The sequence below is a fragment of the Spiroplasma endosymbiont of Stenodema calcarata genome (genome assembly GCF_964031205.1).
Classification (GTDB): Bacteria; Bacillota_I; Bacilli_A; order Mycoplasmatales; family Mycoplasmataceae; genus Spiroplasma.
In genome coordinates this window covers 80,311-102,171 of sequence record NZ_OZ035018.1, presented here as the reverse complement: position 1 = coordinate 102,171, position 21,861 = coordinate 80,311, and the positions used below count along the sequence as shown (strand labels likewise).

The window sequence follows — 21,861 nt, the reverse complement described above, 5'->3', positions numbered from 1 at the left end:
TTATTTTATAAAAAGTGATTATTTAATAATTGTAACAACTGTTCCCGCACCGATTGTACGACCACCTTCACGAATTGAGAATTTTGTTCCCTCTTCAATGGCAACTGGAGCAATTAATTCAACTGTCATTTCAACATTATCAGCTGGCATAACCATTTCTACTCCTGTTGGTAACTTAACTGAACCTGTAACATCAGTTGTACGGAAGTAAAATTGGGGACGGTAGTTTCCAAAGAATGGAGTATGACGTCCTCCCTCTTCTTTACTTAAAACATAAACTTGTGCTTTAAATTCTTTATGTGGTTTAACTGAACCTGGTTTTGCAATAACTTGCCCACGTTCAACATCTGTACGGTTTACTCCACGTAATAAAATCCCAACATTATCTCCAGCTTTAGCATCATCTAATAATTTTCTGAACATTTCTAATCCAGTTGCAACAACTTTTTTAGTGTCCTCTTTTAATCCAATGATTTCTACTTCTTCATTAACTTTAACAATTCCACGTTCAACACGCCCTGTTGCAACTGTTCCACGACCAGTAATTGTGAAAACATCTTCAACTGGCATCATAAAAGGTTTTTCAATATCTCTTTCTGGTTCAGGGATTCAATTATCAATTGCTTCCATTAATTCCATAATTTTTTCTTCTCATTCAGGAACACCATCAAGAGCTTTTAAAGCAGATCCTCTAATAACTGGCGTATTTTCCCCATCAAATCCATATTCACTTAATAGGTCTCTAACTTCCATTTCAACTAAGTCAATCATTTCAATATCGTCACCCATCATATCACATTTGTTTAAGAAAACAACCATTTTTGGTACACCAACTTGTCTTGATAATAAGATATGTTCTCTTGTTTGAGGCATTGGTCCATCAGTTGCAGCAACAACTAGAATCGCCCCATCCATTTGCGCAGCTCCTGTAATCATATTTTTAACATAATCGGCATGTCCTGGACAGTCAACATGCGCATAATGTCTTTTATCAGTACGATACTCAACGTGTGAAGTATTAATTGTAATTCCACGTTCTTTTTCTTCAGGTGCTTTATCGATATTATCATATCCTTGTGCTTCTGCAAATCCTTTTTTAGCTAATACAGTTGTAATAGCTGCTGTTAAAGTTGTTTTACCATGGTCAACGTGACCAATTGTTCCAACGTTTACATGTGGTAAACTTCTATCAAATTTTTGTTTTGCCATTTTAATCTTTTCCTCCTATATTTAATAGACAAATGTCATAACTATTGTAAATTAATTTGTCTTACTTTGCAATCCTTTTTTCATAATGGTGGATGAAACCATATTTTTTAATAAGTCTATTCGGCTGATTTTCCAGCTTTTTTTACAATTTCTTCGGTAACTGATTTTGGAGCCTCTTGGTAATGTGAGAATAACATTGTGTATGTACCTCGTCCTTGGGTGAAGCTTCGCAAATCAGTTGCATATCCAAACATTTCTGATAAGGGTACTTTTGATTTAACAACTTGCGCATTCCCACGCTGGTCATTTCCTTCGATTTGACCACGACGTGCTGACAAGTTTCCCATCACATCTCCATAATATTCTTCTGGAACAGTAACTTCAACTGCCATAATTGGTTCTAAGACAACTGGTTTACATTTTTTTGCAGCTTCTCTTAATGCTAAACTAGCCGCAAATTCATAAGCCATTTGTGATGAATCGACATCATGATATGACCCATCATATAAGGTTGCTTTAATATCAATCATTGGATAACCAGCTAATTTACCAGTTTGCATTGATTCTTCAATTCCTTTTTTAACAGAACCGATAAATTCTTTTGGAATTTTACCTCCAACAATTGCATCAACAAATTCGAAACCTTTATCATGATTTGGCTCAAACTTGATTCATACGTGTCCATATTGTCCACGTCCTCCTGATTGCTTAATGTATTTTCCTTCTACATCAGCACTATCTTTGAACGTTTCACGATATGAAACTTGTGGTGCCCCAACATTTGTTTCCACTTTAAATTCACGCTTCATTCGGTCAACTAAAATGTCTAAGTGTAATTCACCCATTCCAGCAATAATTGTTTGCCCTGTTTCTTCGTCTGTTCATGTTCTAAATGTTGGATCTTCTTCTGCTAATTTTTGTAACGCCAAACTCATTTTTTCTTGGTCTGCTTTTGTTTTTGGTTCTAATGCTAAACTAATAACTGGTTCTGGAAATACCATTGATTCTAAAATTACTTCATTTTTTTCATCACAAAGGGTATCACCAGTTGTTGTTAATTTTAGCCCAACTGCTGCGGCAATATCTCCGGCATAAACTGCTTCAATTTCTTCTCGATTATTAGCATGCATTTTTAATAAACGTCCAATACGTTCACTTTTATCTTTTGTTGAGTTTAAAACAGAACTTCCTTTTTTTAATACTCCTGAATAAACACGGAAAAATGTTAATTTTCCAACAAAAGGATCTGTCATAATTTTAAATGCTAACGCTGAAAATGGTTCATTATCATCGGCATGCCGTTCAATTTCAGTTCCATCTTCTAAAGCCCCTTTAATCGCTGGAATATCAACTGGTGAAGGTAAAAAATCAATTACCCCATCCAACATTAGTTTGACTCCTTTGTTTTTAAAGGCACTCCCACAAAAGACTGGGAAAAAATCTCCTGTTATTGTTGCAGCACGAATTGCACTTTTAATTTCCGGAATAGTAACTTCTTGTCCGTCTAAGTATTTTAACATTAACTCTTCATTAAAATTAACAACTGCTTCAACTAATTTCATTCGGTATTCTTCCACTAAGTCTTTTAAATCATCAGGAATTGCAATTTCTTGCGCTTCTTCATTAGCTGTACCATCATAATGATAAGCTTTACGTTCAATAATATCAATAATTCCTGAAAATTGATCTTCTGCTCCAATTGGAATTTGCACAGGATGCGCATTTGCTTGTAAACGATCATGGATTGTTTTTACTGAATATAAAAAGTCTGCTCCAGTTTTATCCATTTTATTAACAAAAACAACACGTGGTACCCCATAAGTTGTTGCTTGTCGTCAAACCGTTTCTGTTTGTGGTTCAACTCCTGACTGTCCATCAAGAACTGCAACAGCTCCATCTAATACCCGTAATGATCTTTCTACTTCAACAGTAAAATCAACGTGACCTGGAGTATCAATAATATTTAATCGCATATTTTTTCAAAAGGCCGTTGTTGCCGCTGAAGTAATTGTAATTCCACGTTCTTGTTCTTGCGCCATTCAGTCCATTTGACTAGCACCATCATGTGTTTCACCAATTTTATGAATTTTACCAGTATGATATAAAATTCGCTCTGTTGTCGTGGTTTTTCCCGCGTCAATATGCGCCATAATTCCAATATTTCTCGTATTTTCTAGAGAATATTCTCTTGCCATTTTTAGATTCCTTTCTATGTCTATTATCAACGATAATGTGCAAAAGCTTTATTAGCTTCCGCCATTTTATGTGTATCATCTTTTTTCTTTACTGACCCACCAATTCCGTTTGAGGCATCAATAATTTCATTTGCCAAACGATCAACCATGCTTTTTTCATTACGCAATCTTGCATAATTAATTAATCATCTTAATCCTAAGGTAACTTTCCGATCATCATTCACTTCGATTGGAACTTGGTAATTAGCCCCTCCAATTCGACGAACTTTTAATTCTAAATGGGGAGTAATGTTTTCAATTGCTTTATTAAACACATCTAATGGTTCACTATTTGTTTTTTCTTTTACAATATCAAATGCTCCATATAAAATAGTTTGAGCAACTCCTCTTTTCCCATCAACCATAATTTTATTAATTGCCCGTGTCACTAATTTTGAACTATAAATTGGATCTGGCAAAACATCTCTTTTTTCTGCTTGACGTTTACGCATAAAATTCCTCCTTTCTTTCTATCTAAGCTTTCGCTGCTTTCGGTCTTTTTGTTCCGTATAGTGATCTTCCTTGTCGGCGATTATTAACACCAGCAGTATCTAATGTTCCACGAATAATGTGGTAACGTACCCCTGGTAAGTCTTTAACCCTTCCGCCACGGATTAACACAACACTATGTTCTTGTAGGTTATGTCCTTCACCTGGAATATATGCTGTTACTTCCATTCCGTTTGTTAAACGCACACGGGCATATTTTCGTAACGCTGAGTTTGGTTTTTTTGGTGTCATTGTTGCAACACGTGTACAAACTCCTCTTTTTTGTGGTGAGGTTATATTAGTTGATTTTTTTTGTAAAGAGTTTAACCCTCTATTTAAAGCGGGGGCTTTTGTTTTTCACACTTTATCTTTACGTGGTTTACGAACTAATTGGTTAATTGTTGGCATTAAATTTGCTCCTTTCTGTTTCACATATCCGAGTGTATCAAAGAATACAATCCATATATAATATTACATAAAACCCTAAATTAAGTCAATAATTATTTCACGGTTTATTATAAAAAAAGACCATACGGTCTTTTTCTAATATTCTTCAGCTTTTGCAGCAATTCCTGCAATAATGATATCTTTCGGATCTTTTAAACCCGTTCCAGCTGGAATTAAATGTCCTAACATAATGTTTTCTTTTAAACCTTCTAATTGGTCAACTTTTCCTTTAATAATTGCTTTAACCAACACCCTTGTTGTATCTTGGAATGAAGCTGACGATAAGAATGATTCTGATTCTAATGGTGCTTTTTTAATTCCAAAAATAACATGTTTTGCTGTTGGCGGTTTTTTCATTGAACGAACAGCCTTAATTGTTTCATTACGATAGCGTTTAATTGTTACAATTTCCCCTGGTAATAATTCAGTATCACCGGCATCAATAATTTTAACTTTATTTAGCATTTGCTTAACAATAATTTCAATATACTTATCCGAAATTTCAATTCCTTGCAGACGATAAACACGTTGCACTTCTTTTAGAATATAATTATGTACATCTTCAATCTTAGCAACTTCTAATAATTCTTTAATATTAATTGAACCTTCAGTTAACTTTTGACCACGAACAACTTTATCACCAATTTTAACTCTTAAAACGGCATTATATTGTGTTTTATATTTTCGTTCATCACTATCCGATTTAACATAGATGGTGTGAATTCCACCTTCATCACGAATATCACTAACTGCCCCATCAATCTCTGAAATAACAGCAATTGATCCTTTTGGAGTGGTAACATCTAATAATTCTTTAATCCGTGGTAATCCTTGGGTAATATCAGCTCCCCCAGCAACCCCTCCGGTATGGAATGTCCGCATTGTTAACTGTGTTCCTGGTTCTCCAATTGATTGGGCCGCAATTGTTCCAACTGCTTCACCAATTTCAACTTCCATCCCTGTCGCAAGGTTTTTCCCATAACAACGTTGACAAATTCCTTTGTCTGCTTCACAAGTTAATACAGAACGAATAACAACTTCTTTAATATCACTTGTTACAATAGCCATACTATCTTCTTCCGATAATAACGTATTAGCAGGAATTATTGCCCCATTTTTTAATTTAATATCTTTCAAATTATAGCGTCCTACTAATCGGTCAAATAACGGCACAATAATATTGGCATGTTTTTGTTCAATAATATCAGAAACAGTAAATCCACGGCGAGCATTACAATCTTTTATTGTAATAATAATTTCTTGTGAGACATCAACTAAACGTCTTGTTAAATATCCTGAGTCCGCTGTTTTTAACGCCACATCAGCCATTCCCTTTCGCGCCCCATGGGTTGAAATAAAGAATTCTGACACTGTTAATCCTTCTCGGAATGAAGATTTAATTGGTAATTCAATAATATCTCCCTTAGGATTATTCATTAATCCCCGCATCCCAACTAGCTGAGTAAAGTTCGAAACATTTCCCCGTGCTCCTGAATCAGCCATAATAAAAATTGGATTCTTAGGATCTTCCCGTAAAACATGTTCTAATTCAGTTTGAATACTATCTTTAACTTTTGACCATACAGTAATAATACGATGCTGTTTTTCACGACTTGTTAACATTCCCATTTTAAAGTATTCATTAATTTCTTTAACTTTTTTATCTGCCTTTTTAAACTCTTCTTGCTTTTTATCATAGACCTTAACATCACCAGCTGAAACAGTTACACCTGATTTACCTGAATATTTAAATCCTAAGTTTTTCATATTATCTAACATTTCTGCTGTTTTATTAGCTCCATAAATTTTAAAGTAACGATCAATAATATTTGATAAGTCTTTTTTCTTAAATGGTGGATTAATTTCTCATTTTTCTAAATACTCAATTAAATTAACATTATCCGCCATCAATGAACGAGCTGGCAATGCTGTTAAATTTTCAATATTTGGTTCATTTAAATATGGGAATTCTTCTTTAAAAATTTGATTAAAGATAATTTTTCCTGGCGTAGTAATAATATAGTTTTCCATTTGTTCCGGTTTAAATTTTTTATTTTCAAAACCACGTGCTGGAATTGCAACCAAGGCATGCAATGCTACTGCCCCAGTTTCATAGGCGATGACCGCTTCATTTAAATCTTTGAAAATGGTTCCTTCTCCTAATTGCCCTTTTTCCTCATATGTTAAATAATAATTTCCTAACACCATATCTTGGGTTGGAGTAACAATTGGTTTCCCATCTTTTGGACCCAAAATGTTACGACTTCCCAACATTAAACTACGTGCTTCCGCAACTGCTTCTTCCGTAATTGGGACATGAACCGCCATTTGATCACCATCAAAGTCAGCATTAAAAGCGGTTGTCACTAACGGGTGCAAACGAATTGCTTTTCCTTTAACTAATTTTGGTTCAAAAGCTTGAATTCCTAAACGGTGTAATGTTGGCGCACGATTTAATAAAACCGGGCGTAATTTAATTACTTCTTCTAAAACTTCTCATACTTTATCATCTTGATTTAAAATTAATTTCTCTGCAACTTTAATATTTGCTGCTAAACCATCTTTTACTAATTTACTAATCACAAATGGTTTAAATAAGGTAATTGCCATATCTCGTGGTAACCCACATTGATACATCTTTAAATCCGGACCAATAGCAATAACTGAACGTCCTGAATAGTCAACCCTTTTTCCCAATAAGTTTTGACGGAAACGACCTTGTTTTCCCTTTAAAATACTTGTTAATGATTTTAATGGGCGTTTATCTTTTCCTGTTACTGGTCGTGCTTTCCGTTCATTATCTAGTAACGCATCAACTGCTTCTTGTAACATCCTTTTTTCGTTATTAACGATAACACTTGGTGCTCCCATTGCTTTAACTTTTTTTAATCGCTCATTTCGAATAATAATTCGACGATATAAATCATTAATTTCCGAAGTAGTAAAACGACCACCATCTAATTGAATAATTGGGCGAATATCTGGTGGAATAACTGGTACTGCTCGTAAAATCATTCATTCTGGTAATGAACCAGATTTCTTTAATGAATCTAATACCTCTAATCGTTTCATTAATTTATTTTGATCTAATTGTGTTTTCTTATCTTTTAAATCTTGTTTAATTTTTTCAATTTCATTATCCATATTTAAATTTTTTAATAATGTTTCAACTGCTTCCGCACCAATCCCAAAACGAGCATTAGTATGACGATTAATAAATTGCGCACATTCATCCATTGAAAACGGCAATGAAGTATTTTTTAAATCTTCAATCATAGTTTCACCAGCTTCATAAGCAATTGTCCCTTGTTCTAAGGTATCTAAAATTTCTCGTAATGTTTTTGTTAAACGTTGACGAGTTGCCGCTGAAGTTTTGGCATTTCCTAAATCTAATACCATTTTTGGTTTTAATGACTTGGCATCACCAGAATCTAAAACGATGTATGACACAAAATAAACAACTTCTTCAAGTTCTTTTGTTTTCATATCTAAAATTAAAGCAATCCGACTTGGTGCTGCTTTTAACATTCAAATATGACTAACGGGTTCTTCTAATTCAATGTGTCCCATTCGTTCACGTCGCACAATTGCTTCAGTAATTTCAACCCCACAACGTTCACAAACTTTTCCTTTATTTTTTGATTTTTTATATTTTCCACAGGCACACTCAAAATTTTTAGTTGGACCAAAAATTCTTTCATCAAATAAACCCTCACGCTCTGGTTTTAATGTTTTATAATTAATTGTTTCTGGTTTTTTTACTTCTCCATATGACCAATTGCGAATATCTTCAGGGTTCGCTAAACCAATTTTAATCATACGATTATTCTTTGAATTATTTTCAAGCATTTTTTCTTTCCCCCTTAATTCAATTCTTCTTGATCATCAACATAATCAACTTCACTTTTAATATCACCGTTACCATAAGAATCTTCATCCAAATTATCTTGCAAATCAAATGTATCTTCAATTTTAGTAAAGCCATCTAAAATATTATCTTGTTGTGATTCACGGTTTGTATTTAAAATAAAATTATCAATATCAAATTCATCTTCAAATTCATCATTATCTGTTAACAAGTCTTCATCAACATAATCTGATTCCTCATAACTTTTAATATTTTTAATATTTCCTTTTTCATCAACCATATGAATATTAAATCCTAAGCCTTGAATTTCACGAGTTAAGACATTAAATGATTCAGGAATTCCTGGTTCAGGAATTTTTTTATCTTTCACGATTGATTCATAAGCACGTGTTCTTCCTTTAATGTCATCTGATTTAATTGTTAAAATTTCTCGTAGCGTATGCGCTGCACCATAAGCTTCTAAGGCCCATACTTCCATTTCTCCAAAACGTTGTCCCCCATTTTGGGCTTTTCCTCCCAATGGTTGTTGTGTAATTAAAGAATATGGTCCAACATTTCGAGCATGTAATTTATCATCAACCATATGTGATAATTTCAACATATACATTACCCCAACTGAAACTGGATTATCGAATTTTTCTCCCGTACAACCATCAATTAAAACTTCTTTCCCAAAGTTTTTCATATTAGCTTTATCCATAATTTCAATTAATTCTTCATTTGTCATTCCATCAAAAACTGGAGTTGAAACTTTTTGACCTAATTTTTTAGCGGCCATTCCTAAGTGAATTTCTAGCACCTGTCCAATATTCATCCGTGATGGGATTCCTAATGGGTTTAACATAATATCAATTGGTGTCCCATCTTCCATATGAGGCATATCTTCTAATGGTAAAATTTTCGAAATAACCCCTTTATTCCCATGGCGTCCCGCCATCTTATCACCTTCTTGGATTTTTCTTTTTTGAACAATATAAATTTTAATTACTTCTAAAACATCAGCCGATAGTTCATATTTTTCACGTGGAAAACGTTTAATTGTTTGAATAATTCCTTCCCCACCATTTGGTACACGTAATGAATTATCTTTTACATTTTTTGATTTTTCACCAAAAATTGCTTGTAATAATTTATCTTCTGGTGATAATTGTGTTTGTCCTTTTGGTGTTACTTTTCCAACTAAAATGTCGCCTGGTTTAACTTCCGTTCCAATAATAACTAACCCATCATCGTCCAAAAATTTACGAGCATTCTCAGAAATATTTGGAATTTCCCGTGTAATTTCTTCTGGTCCTTGTTTAGTTTGACGACGTTCAATTGTGTTTTCTTCAATGTGGATTGATGTAAAAACATCTTCTGATACTAAACGTTCAGAAACAATAATCGCATCCTCATAGTTATAACCATTTCAAGTTGTGAAGGCCACAACAACATTTTGCCCTAAAGCTAATTCACCTTTATCAATTGATGGACCATCACCTAAAATTTGACCTTTTTCAACTTTTTGACCTTGTCTTACTAATGGCACATGTGTTAACGAAGTCCCTTGATTACTACGAACAAAAGTATCTAAATTATAATTCTTTAGACCTTCTTTTGTTTTTAAAACAATTCTTGTGGCATCAACATAATCAACACTACCATCATATTGTGATACAATTGCTAATCCTGAGTCACGAGCAGCAGCATATTCAACCCCAGTTCCAACGTACGGCGAATTTGGCGAAATTAACGGAATTGCTTGACGTTGCATATTCGCCCCCATCAAGGCACGGTTAGCATCATCATTTTCTAAGAATGGAATACAACTTGTTGCAATTGAAACAATTTGTTTAGGTGACACATCAACATAATCAACTTCATTACGCAAGGCAATAATATTTTCACCTTGAAATCTTGCAACTACTTGCTCATCTAAAATTTCGCCTTTATCACTTAAACGAATATTTGCTTGAGCAACAACATAATTCTTTTCTTCATCTGCTGTTAAATAATCATTTTCCACCGTTACTTTACAATCATTGACACGACGATATGGTGTTTCAATAAATCCAAAAGGATTAATTTTAGCATATGTTGCTAAGTTATTAATTAATCCAATATTTGGTCCTTCTGGTGTTTCAATCGGGCAAATTCGACCATAATGCGAATAATGGACATCCCGTACTTCTAATCCAGCACGTTCTCGTGATAACCCTCCGGGTCCTAGCGCTGTTAAACGACGTTTATTTGTTAACTCCGCTAGTGGATTTGTTTGATCCATAAATTGTGATAATTGTGACAAATTGAAAAATTCTCCAATAATAGCAGACAATGGTTTATTATTAATAATATTTGATGGTTTCATTTTAAATAAGTTTGAAGTTGACATTTTTTCTTTAACATTTTTTTCAATTCTTAACAAACCAATTCGAAATTGATTTTGTAGTAATTCTCCAATTGTGCGCACACGGCGATTCCCCAAGTGGTCAATATCATCAACTTCACCGATACCATCTGTTAAATTTAATAAATATGAAAATGTCGCTAAAATATCGGAAACAGTAATATATTCATCAGTAGCATTTGGATCAATTCCAATAATGTTTGCTACCCGCGTACGAACCTCATTATCCACATAAACTTTAATTTTTTGAATCTTATTAGAACAAACAATTTCATCACTAAACTTAATTTCTTCTAAACATGCCCCTGCTTTAATAATTCCTTTTAATTTATTAATGGCTTCTTTTCCCATCAAAGTTCCTTCTTTGAAAACAACTTTGCCATTAACATCTTTAATATCTTCAGCTAATACTTTATTATAAATTCGGTTTTCAACTGATAATTTTTGGACTAATTTAAAACGTCCTGCTTTTGTTAAATCATATTTACGTTTATCAAATAATAATCCATATAAATATTTTGTTGCTCCATCTGGTGTTGCTGTTTCTCCAGAACGAATTTTTTTATAAATTTCTTGTACAGCAAGACTTTGATCATATGAAATATCACCAGTATATGGGTCCAATTCATAAGTACTTTTTACTAATTTATTATCACCAAAAATATCAAGAGCATCCTCTTTTGTAATTCCTAACGCTGTTAAAAAATTAGCAACTGATACTTTTCGTGATTTATCAATTTTTACATAAAAAACATTATCAAATCGTTCTTCTTTTCCAATTTTAATTTTTTTGTGATCTGACTCAAATTCAAGTCATGTCCCTCGTGATGGGATTAAATCAACATAATAAACATTTTCCCCATTTTTACGATTTAAATCAATTTTATAATATGCTCCTGGTGAACGAACTAATTGTGAAACAACAACTTTTTCTGAACCATTAACAATAAAAGTTCCTTTTCCCGTCATTAATGGGAAATCACCAAAAAAGACCTCACCTTCTTTTTCAATTGTAACATCAACAAGCAACTTATCTTCTAATCTTTCTGTAATTGTTACTGTACAAGTTGCTGTTTCATCACCAGAGTGAATATCATAATAAATAACATCTGTTGATTTTTTCAAAATTGTGATCATGTGACCAACACGTTCTTCAATTCACGATTTGATTAATTCGGGTTCACCTTTAACAATTAATTTTTCTACTTCTAAATCTTTTGAATTAATTGTTAATTTTAAATTTGAATAAATTGGTGCTTCAAAAATTTTTGATTCATCTTTTGCTTGAGAAATAGTTCGTCGTGGTTCTCTAAATTCTCAATTTAACATCTCTAAAACAATATTTCCTTCATGCCCCACAATTGGAAATACTTCATTGAACACTTCGCTAATTCCGATTTTCTTAAATCAATCATATGTCTCAGTTTGAATTTCAATTAAGTTTGGTAAATTTAAATTCCCACTTACCTTTGTATAATCAATTCTTTTAGCGTAATGCCCAAATTCTTTTTCTTTTAATGCCATTAATTATTAACCTCACTTTTCACAATATACGCTTATAAATTTTATATTGGTTTACGCCAAAAGTCAATAATTTTAATAATTTCCTTATCTTTTTTAAATTATTTTGCGGATTAATCTTGTGTTACATTCAAAACACTTTGAAGTGAAATCTTTCCTTTATTTGTCTTCCTTCAAAATTTATTCAATTTTATTAAAAAATAATTAAGTTATTAAACTTAATTATTCATCAATTAAAATTCAAGCTCATCAGCAATATTTGGCTTTAATACCTCCGCCATTTGAACCATAGGCAGTATAATAAATTGAATCCATTCGATTTTGTCCAAAAGTAAAAGCTAAACAAAATGACCCATTTCTGTAATTAAAAACAATTTTATTTTGAATTACATTATAATCATTGGCCCCACCAATTCATAATGCTTTATCTTTAGCCAAATTATGCATATTAAATAATTCAATATCATTTAAATTTTCTGCAATAGAACTTTGTTTGAAATTAGTTAATAATCTTTTAAAGATCGCATTTGCACTACTAATGTCATTTTTAAATTCAGCAAATAATTTCTGACCAACATGAAAAACACTAGTATTTTTAAAATTATTCTCGTCACTGCGAGTATTATCAAGACGTTTTTTTAAATCAATTCTATAGTATTTATGAAACGCCACAATAATTTTTCCAAAATTAATTAATTTGTTCTCTAATCCTTGTTGACTGATTAAAATATTACTTTCAAAAATTTGATTATTAATTTTCAAAGTCCCTGATAATGGCAATCCGTATAATGAAATGTAATTTAAATTAACATTTAATTTTGCAAGCATCATTTTTCCTTGCCCAACATTAAAAATTGGTAAACTTTTTTTATATGCTTTAACAAAATTCTCAGCTGTTAAGCCAGGTGGATTAATACCTTCACCAGCCCAAAGCGCTGGTTGATAATTACCAATATCCAATGTCTCTGGAATTTGACCTGAATTTTCAGCGGTAATTGTCCCAGAAACTAATCGCATCAGTCTTTTATTACCACTGTCATCATAAGCAATTGCATCACGTACTGCTGGATCAATAGACGAACTTGTTTTAATCATTGTTTTTAAATGACTGAAAAAGATGTTATCTAATGGTCGAACATCACTACTATAATTAATTTGAAAATTATTATAGATTGAAGCAAAGTTATCATTAGTATCAATAATTACCTCTTGATAATTAGTAAAGAAATTAATTAAAATCTTAGTAATTTCTTGGATTGAATTTTGTAAAAGTTTTTTAATTATGTCTGTTTTATTCGTAATAATATAAGTCATTGTAACCGGCATTTCCTGATTTAAATTTTTAAAACGCAAATTCAACATAAAATTATATTGTAGTTGTACAGCTTTAACACCTTCTACCGAGGTACCGGTTAATTTCCCAATTTTCTCTAAATCAATATAGTTTAGTATAAACTTACTTTGTTTATGAAGGAAAGTTAATGGTACTGTATCTAAATAATAATTCGAGTATTCCTGTGTAATTTGAAAATTTAAATTATCAAAAATAGAACGAAAACCATTCTTAATATTTTCTAATCCCAAACTAAGATTTGGATCTGAACTGTTAATTTCCACTTGCTTTTGATCTGCATTGACTAAATCATAAAAAGCTGTTAACTCGGAAGAAGTTTCCGAATCTTTTAAATTACCATTATTATCATAAACAGTAATAATAGAGCTAACTTTACTCGCAATCTTTGTGAATGTTAACATATCATTTTGTAAACTTGAATTAGTATCAAGACCATCATTTTTTTGTTTATGACAACTAATCATATTTATTGAGCCACCAGTCATCATAACTGAAATCCCTAAAAGAGTTAATAATTTTTTCATAGTTTATTCCCTCCAAAAAAACAATTTTTCTTGTTTTTTTTATTATAATAAAAAAAACAATTTTTCTTGTTTTTTTTATTATAATAAAAAAAAAAAAAAAAACAAGATATTTTCTTTAATTTTGTCGAAAACTCTTGATATTTATAGAATATATCTAATTTTAGGTATATTTTTAATATATAGAGGTAAATAATTGATGGAAAAAATAATTACAGAATTAAAAAACAGTTTTACAGATGATCAATTTTTAGAATTTGCTGAAAAAATAAAAAAAGAAGCAGAAGTAATCAAAAAACAAAAACGTTTAAATGAAATTGATCAAAAATTTAGAGATAAAGGCATTATATGTCCTGATTGTAAATCTTATCATTGTGTTAAAAATGGTCATAATCCCGAAGGAAAACAAAAATATTTATGTAAAAAATGTCGTGCTAGTTTTGATGCTTTTCGTCATCATTTTACTTATTGAAGTCATTTAAATTATGAACAGTGAAATTTATTAATTCAAATTTCATTATTAGGACAATCTAGTAAAATAATTTCCCGTTTTATTAAAACAACACCAAAAACTGCTTGATATAATCGTCAAAAATTAATGCAATCAAAACAATTAGAAAATACTCAATTAAAATTTAAAAAATTAAATGGTCAAATCCAAATTGATGAAACTTTTATTAAAGAAATCCATAAAGGTAATTTTAAAGATAAATTTGATAAACGAAAAACTCATCTTGATCCATTTTCAACTAATACCAAATGCTGTATTCAAATGGTAGTTGATAGCAATAATAATATTTTTGTTCAATCCACCAATACCAAACGATTACAAAAACAATGAATTATTGAAAATATGAATAAGCAATTAATTAAAGAAAAATCAATAATTATTTCTGACATGCAACCATTATATTTATTAGTAGCAAAACAAACAAATTCTACTCTATATTCTACCAAAACTAGTACAAACCCTGATACTAGTTATCGAAAGTTAAATAAGATTAGTAAATTACAATCGAGTCTTAAAGAAGCCTTAATTCATTATCATGGTTTGGGTTTCACTAATATTCAAAATTATTTAAATCTATGAAAATGAAAATACCAACATAAAGGTTTAACACCAAAACAACAATCAACGGTATTATATTTTAACGTTTAAAAAATTTAAAGCAAAATCATGATCTTAAACAAAATTATTTTTCAAATTGTCATATTGATGATTTTTTTATTTCATCAAGAGTTTTCGACAAAATTAAAGGATATTTTTGAAAATAATAAAAAACAACCAATGGTTGTTTTAACGAAGGGACTTATCAAAGGGTATTCCGGATGCTTTCGGAATTTTGGAGTATTTTGAAAATGCTACCATTGTCACTAATGCTAAAACAAATGGTAAAATTTTTAATAATTGATTTGAAGGATCCGCAATATTTCATTCCGTAAATCGTCATAATGTTCCTGCTAAGGCAATTAAGAAACTAAATAAAACAGCTCCTAATAAAATATATTGAATTCTTCATTGTCCAAAAATCATAATTGCTAAGGCAATATATCCTTGTCCTTGCACATCACCACGAAATTGACCTGAAACATAATGTGTAAACATTGCTCCAGCTAAACCAGCTAAGCATCCTGAAATGACAACTGCTTTATATCTTGTTTTAATTACATTAATTCCAGCCGCATCAATTGCATTTGGATTTTCACCACATCCCGCATAACGAAGCCCTGTTTTAGTAAATTTAAAGAAAATAAAAGTAAAGACCGCTAAAATAATTGCAATAATTAAGAAAATATTAATAATTTGTGCTTGATCAAGACCAATTGTGCTAAAACCAGTTTGAATCATATTCCCCGCAGCTAAGGCTGGAATACTAACAAAGAATAATCCCAAACCTGTTGCTAATAAATTTAAGGCTGTCCCTGAAATTACTTGTTGTGCTTTTAAAGTAATTGAAGCAAAACCATGTAATAAAGCAAACATTCCGCCAACACTTGCTGCAATAAGTAACGCAATAATTTGCATACCATTTCCATATTGTGAAAGAACTTTTCCTAACAAGGCATAAACTAATGCCCCAATAATCATCATTCCATCAATCGCAATATTAACAACTCCTGCTCGCTCTGAATATAATCCTGCCATTGCTGCAATTAATAATACAGCAAAAAGAATTGAACCATTCGCAAATAATTGTGAAACTGCTTCCATTAGTTTTTTCCTCCTTCTTTTGGTAAATTATTATAGGCTATTTTTTGTTGAAGATATACTGTTTTTAAAATTTTCTTATCCTCGGCAACGCTTTTAATAATTGTTTCTAATTTTTGCGACAATTCATTTTTTCATTGTGGCATATTTTTCTGATGCTTTTCTTTGGTAATTTTATTTTCCACATCAAATTGTTGTTGCATTGTAATCAATTGTTTTTTTAAATTTTGTCGTAATGTCATTACTTCAGTTTGAACAACAGGATCATTTTTTAATTTATAATCCATTGCTTTTAATTCCCGTTTTATTTCTTTTCGTGCTTCATGATTTACCACTTTAAAATCACGCATTTCTTGTCGTTGCTGTTGTTTTAATTTTCTAATTGCTTGATTTAATTGTTTAATAACAACCTTTTCTTCTCGTTGCAATGTTTTAAAATCCCCTAAAAATTTTTGTTGAATTTCATCAAAAATAGGATAATAACTTTCCCGGCATTTTTTAATAGCTTCTTCTTGATTTAAGACTAAATCACCATATTGTGTTTGTAACTGAATTAATTTAGCATATAATTCTTTTTTCGGAAGACTGTAAAGTTGGGCAAGATTTTGTTTTGTTTGTCCTTTACATTTCTTGACTGCTTGAAGATAATTTCGTTTTAAAAAACTAACTTCTTGTTTTTTTAATAAATATTCATTTTTAACTTGGACAAAATGATCCATTGCCGAACCAAGGGAAATAAAAGCTGCTAAGTCATATTTTGTTTTAATTCCTCGTTTACCAATTTTTGCTGCTTCCTTATATTTTGAATTTTTAAAAAACCGCATCTCTGTTCTTAGAGTAGTAATCTTTCCAGCATATAATGTTAGTTGACCATTAATGTCATCTCGATAAATTTTAATTTCGTCCTTATTTCCTTGACGTTTTAACTCCTGAATTTTAACACGATAGTTTTTATTAACTGCTCTAATTTGCTGTTGATATTTTTTAATTTGCTGTTGATATTTATCATATTCCGCTTTTCATTCTGAATGATGACGAATATTTCATCAACGTCGAATTCAAAAGATTGGCTTAAAATAAATAAATAATGCCGAAATGGCTGTCATATAAATAATAATACCAAAGATTAATTGCCCCATTTGTTTAGACATCTGAAAATCTGGTAATTGTGTGGCTTGTAAAGCTGCTGTTTTAATAATTCCTCATAATAACGCAATTGGTAAAATTGCAACTCCATTTGTAAAAGCAACTAACGCCAAGGCAATTGCATCAAATCCAACCACCGGTAAAGCATCAGTTGTAAATTGTAGGACAGTTGATTGGGTCATATAATATAACATTCCTAAAATACCCGCTAATCCCCCTGACAAAGCCATTGAAACAATCATATAAGCACGAACATTTGTTCCAGCATATAATGATGCATTTCTTGATTTTCCAACTGCTTTAATACGAAAGCCTAATACAGTATAATTCATAATAAAAATTACTGTTATTAACAATAGTATCGCAATAATAAACGGTATAATTCATGTTTGCCCATTTAACATTAAATTAAAATTAGGAGCAGTTGTCACAATATCAATTGTTGAATTATGATTTGAATTTCACATTCCATGTGCTGGATTCATAAACATTCATTTCATAACATATCAAACAATTCAATTTAACATAATTGTTGAAACTACTTCATGAATATTAAAATATGCTTTTAATGCTCCAACAATTGCTGCTAAAGCTGCTCCTGCTAGAATTGAGATAAATAAAGCACCAACAACACCAGCCCCCTGACTAATGTTTGGATTTTTTAAACCTAAAACAATCGTCATACTTCCTGCTAATAACATTTGTCCAGGAACTCCGATATTGAATAATCCTGCTTTAAAACCAACTGCAACAGCCAATCCTGCAACAATATAAATTGCTCAATATGTTAACGTTTGATCCTTTAATAATGGATGAAAAGCTAAACGAAAAACATAATTAAAAAATAACAACGGATTTGAAGCATTTGCACCAATAATAATAAAACTAAGAATGGCACCAGCAATAATTGCACAAACAGAGGCTTTAAAATAATTCATTTTTGTTTTAAATTCATTTGAACAAAAGAAAATTTTAGTTTTTTGTCTTAACAGTCAACCATAACTTTTAATTTGTTTTTGCATTAGTTTGTGCTCCTTTCTGTTGATATGTACCTGCCATCATTAATCCAATTTCTTCACGTTTAACTTTATTGCCAAGAACTTCGCCAGTTATCCGACCATTATGTAAAACAACAATTCGATCAGCTAAACTTATAATTTCTTCTAAATCATAAGAAACTAAAAGGACAGCTTTTCCTTGTTCTTTTTCTTCTAAAACCTTATTATGAATATATTCAATCGCTCCAACATCTAAACCACGGGTTGGCTGAACAACAACTAAAATATTGTGGTGTCGTGATAATTCCCGTCCAATAATTAATTTCTGCTGATTACCCCCAGATAATCCTCTCATCATTGCAAATCCAGAATTTGCTCCACGAACATCATATTTTGTTACAATTTGTTGCGCATATAATTGAATTGCGGCTTTATCTAATAAACCATAATTTGAAAATGGTTTTTGATTAATATTTTGCAGTACAACATTATCAATTACATTAAAATCTAAAATTAAACCATACTTATGGCGATCCTCCGGGATATGTGACATCCCATTCTGATAACGTTCATAAATACTTTTTTTTGTGACATTAATATCATTAAAAAGTATTTTCCCCAATGTTACTTTTTCTAATCCTGCTAAAGCATTAACCAACTCTGCTTGACCATTTCCTTCGACACCAGCAATTGCCACAATTTCACCGGCCTGAACAGTTAAATTAAAATCATCTAACGCCATTAAACGTGTTAAACCTTTTTTCTTTACTGATAAGTTTTCAATCTTTAATAATGTTTCATACCCAGGAGCTTTTCCCGCATTTTTAATAGGTACCAAATTTCGGCCGACCATTGCTTCTGCAATTTCTTTTTCATTTTTATCTTTAACAGAAAATGTTTCAATAACTTTCCCTCGGCGAATAACAGTTGCCCGATCAGCAATTTTTTTAACTTCATCTAATTTATGGGAAATAAAAATAATTGTTTTTCCATCATTTTTCAAGTCCAACATAATTTTTAATAATCCTTCAATCTCTTGTGGAGTTAAGACTGCTGTTGGTTCATCAAAAACTAAAATATCTGCCCCACGGTATAAAATTTTTAAGATCTCTACCCGCTGCTGCATTCCAACAGAAATGTTTGCAATATTTGAGCGAAAATCAACTTGTAAATTATATTTAATTGCAATCTGTGCAATGTCACGAGCCTCTTTTTGCCGCTCAAGAAATACTTTGCCAAATACTTTTTCATGCCCTAACGTAATATTATCTAAGACAGTAAAAATATCAATTAATTTAAAATGTTGGTGAACCATTCCAATTCCCAATTTATTTGCTTTAATTGGATCACTAATATACTCTGGTTTTCCATTAACAAGTATTTCACCTTTTGTTGGTTCATATAATCCAAATAAAATACTCATTAATGTTGATTTCCCAGCACCATTTTCCCCAATAAGGGCATGAATTTCCCCCTTTTTAACTTTTAAAGTAATATCATCATTTGCAATTAAATCCCCAAAAACTTTTGTAATATGATTCATTTCAATTGCATATTCACTATTATTTGTCATTATTTTTCCCTTTCTTTCCTACAACGCTGCTTCAATTGCATTTAAAATGTAATCTTTTAATTTATTGCTACTTTGGTAAGTATTTGCTAATGTACTTGAAAATACCTTAGCAGCAACCGGTGGTTGGTCTCCAATTCCCCGTGAATAAACATCTTGTAACACTTTAACAATTTTGTCAAAAACTGTATCTTTTGCTTCTTCATTTGTTTCATTATGAATAAAATTAACGGCATCTTTATTAACTGCTTTTGTTGCTTCAATACCAGTTCAAGTATGATGCTGAATTGATGATTGATCAGTATTAATTCAACATTCCTTAGTTGCTTTACTGTTATCCCATGTTTTAGTATCCGCTTGATACCCACATGTTGATAAATAAATATTCTTTAGTGCCTCGGAAGTTGAAGTTGAAATTTCTTTTAGAGCACTTGTTACAATAATATCACCATAAATTTTTGATTGTTCAGTATCAACTCCAATGACTTTTGTCGTTGATTTATTATATTTAATCCGATCAATGGTATCTTGTGTTTGTGGTCCAGCCACTGGAAAAATAATACTTGCCCCACGGGACAACAATTCGTCTGAAATATCTTTTCCATGGCCCGCCTCAAATGATTGTGAAAACCATGATTCATTTGCCTTAACAACATTTTGAACTTTTCCAATTGGTTGTAATGTAGTGACTTCTGAATTCATTTTTTGAACTTGTTTTAAAATATCACTTTTAATCTCAAATAATTTGGGAAAAGTATTATTATTAATAATTGTATTAAAAATATCAGCTGCCACAACAAAACCTCACATATAGTTCGAAACAGCCCCGGGATTATCCATTCCACCATAAGATGCAATTTTTAAACCACTCGGATACCGATCTTGATTAGCATTCAATCATAACGCAGTTGCAATTCCAGCAAAAAAACCAGAAGATTCAGCTTCATATGTTATTCCAATTATATTCGTCGCTAATGGTTTTGTTGCATCCATTTCCAAATGAATATTTTTACTACTTCCATCAATATAAATAATATTTTTTGTCACTGCTGCTGCTCAACCAATAGTATTGCCATGAACAAATCCTGGCAAAATTAAAGTTTTTGCTCCAGCAATATTTGCGGTGACATATGCCGATTTAAAATCCGAAGGAGTCTGACTTGCTGGTTCAAAATAACTAGCCCGTCAGTTACTTTTTTTCCAGTCTTCTGGTGGAGTTTTTGCTTCTTTTTGTGAAATAACATATTTGCTTGCTCCATCTCATGCTGATTCATTAAATGATGCATCGGTAATTGTACCTGCATCGGTAATGACCCAAATATCACTATCAAAAGTATATTTTTTGGCACATGCTACAAGAGAAATACTAGAAGTAGTTATTAAAGTTGCTGCAGTTAAAAAACTAAGCAATTTTTTCATGGTATTTTACCTCCTATTATATTTTTAATTATGTTTTAACAATTCAATATTCTCTTATGCATTATATTATCATTTTAAAGCCCCAACAATGCAATATATCATTGCTAATTTATTTTTAACACAATTCTTAAAGAAAGAAAAGAAAATAATTTTACTTTCTAAATAAAAAAAATTAAATTCAAATTAATTTGAATTTAATTTTCCAATAAATTTATTATTACTATTTTAGCTAAAAATAACTCTAAATTAAAAAATCTTATATTATTATAACTTAAATGTAGTTACTTTGTGGCTAAAAAATGACTTTACCAGTTAAATAAACTGCTTTTCTCAGTCCGGTTTCCAAAGCGACTGAGTTCTCTTTTATTAAGTTAGTCTAGTTAGTATTCATATCAAGGCGAATGCTAACAACATGATTTTGTAATTTAACTGGTAAAGCCATTAATGAAGGAAAGTACATACAAAACACCTCCTTTAATGTAGACATCTT

12 protein-coding genes are annotated in these 21,861 nt (G+C 31.2%); 1 reads left to right on the top strand and 11 read right to left on the bottom strand.

Annotation, left to right across the window (positions count from 1 at the left end):
* Positions 1-18: 18 nt before the first annotated feature.
* The 7 genes from tuf to ACQH24_RS00435 all read right to left on the bottom strand — a co-directional run bounded on the left by tuf (position 19) and on the right by ACQH24_RS00435 (position 14,032).
* Positions 19-1,209: an elongation factor Tu gene (tuf, locus tag ACQH24_RS00465; RefSeq protein WP_425380101.1), complete on the bottom strand. Its 1,191-nt coding sequence runs from the start codon at positions 1,207-1,209 to the stop codon at positions 19-21.
* Positions 1,210-1,325: 116 nt separating this feature from the next.
* Positions 1,326-3,404: an elongation factor G gene (fusA, locus tag ACQH24_RS00460; protein ID WP_425380100.1), complete on the bottom strand. Its 2,079-nt coding sequence runs from the start codon at positions 3,402-3,404 to the stop codon at positions 1,326-1,328.
* 23 nt (positions 3,405-3,427) lie between these two features.
* A complete protein-coding gene (gene rpsG / locus ACQH24_RS00455) occupies positions 3,428-3,895 on the bottom strand; it encodes a 30S ribosomal protein S7 (RefSeq protein ID WP_425380099.1) in 468 nt (155 codons plus the stop codon).
* Between the two features lie 22 nt (positions 3,896-3,917).
* On the bottom strand, positions 3,918-4,340 hold the full coding sequence (gene rpsL, locus ACQH24_RS00450; RefSeq protein WP_425380098.1) for a 30S ribosomal protein S12: 423 nt from the start codon (positions 4,338-4,340) through the stop codon (positions 3,918-3,920).
* Between the two features lie 135 nt (positions 4,341-4,475).
* On the bottom strand, positions 4,476-8,228 hold the full coding sequence (rpoC, locus tag ACQH24_RS00445) for a DNA-directed RNA polymerase subunit beta' (protein ID WP_425380097.1): 3,753 nt from the start codon (positions 8,226-8,228) through the stop codon (positions 4,476-4,478).
* A 14-nt stretch (positions 8,229-8,242) separates the two neighbouring features.
* Positions 8,243-12,157, bottom strand: a complete 3,915-nt coding sequence (locus tag ACQH24_RS00440) for a DNA-directed RNA polymerase subunit beta (RefSeq protein WP_425380096.1) — start codon at positions 12,155-12,157, stop codon at positions 8,243-8,245.
* A 219-nt stretch (positions 12,158-12,376) separates the two neighbouring features.
* Positions 12,377-14,032 carry a hypothetical protein gene (locus tag ACQH24_RS00435; protein WP_425380095.1) on the bottom strand — a complete coding sequence of 552 codons (1,656 nt, stop codon included), beginning with the start codon at positions 14,030-14,032 and terminating at the stop codon, positions 12,377-12,379.
* A gap of 196 nt (positions 14,033-14,228) precedes the next feature.
* Between ACQH24_RS00435 and ACQH24_RS00430 the strand changes: the two genes are divergently transcribed.
* Positions 14,229-15,188: a transposase gene (locus tag ACQH24_RS00430; RefSeq protein ID WP_425379371.1), complete on the top strand. Its 960-nt coding sequence runs from the start codon at positions 14,229-14,231 to the stop codon at positions 15,186-15,188.
* A 138-nt stretch (positions 15,189-15,326) separates the two neighbouring features.
* Here the strand turns inward: ACQH24_RS00430 and ACQH24_RS00425 are convergent, their stop codons facing one another.
* From ACQH24_RS00425 to ACQH24_RS00410, 4 genes are read right to left on the bottom strand one after another with little or no spacing between them, the layout of a single operon-like run.
* The gene (locus ACQH24_RS00425; protein WP_425380094.1) at positions 15,327-16,241 is read right to left on the bottom strand and encodes an ABC transporter permease; all 915 of its coding nucleotides are present in this window, start codon (positions 16,239-16,241) and stop codon (positions 15,327-15,329) included.
* Positions 16,241-18,406 carry an ABC transporter permease subunit gene (locus tag ACQH24_RS00420; protein WP_425380093.1) on the bottom strand — a complete coding sequence of 722 codons (2,166 nt, stop codon included), beginning with the start codon at positions 18,404-18,406 and terminating at the stop codon, positions 16,241-16,243. The genes ACQH24_RS00425 and ACQH24_RS00420 overlap by 1 nt, the downstream gene beginning before the upstream one ends.
* Positions 18,390-19,955 carry an ABC transporter ATP-binding protein gene (locus tag ACQH24_RS00415; protein ID WP_425380092.1) on the bottom strand — a complete coding sequence of 522 codons (1,566 nt, stop codon included), beginning with the start codon at positions 19,953-19,955 and terminating at the stop codon, positions 18,390-18,392. The genes ACQH24_RS00420 and ACQH24_RS00415 overlap by 17 nt, the downstream gene beginning before the upstream one ends.
* Before the next feature lie 18 nt (positions 19,956-19,973).
* A complete protein-coding gene (locus ACQH24_RS00410) occupies positions 19,974-21,371 on the bottom strand; it encodes a BMP family ABC transporter substrate-binding protein (protein ID WP_425380091.1) in 1,398 nt (465 codons plus the stop codon).
* Positions 21,372-21,861 lie beyond the last annotated feature (490 nt).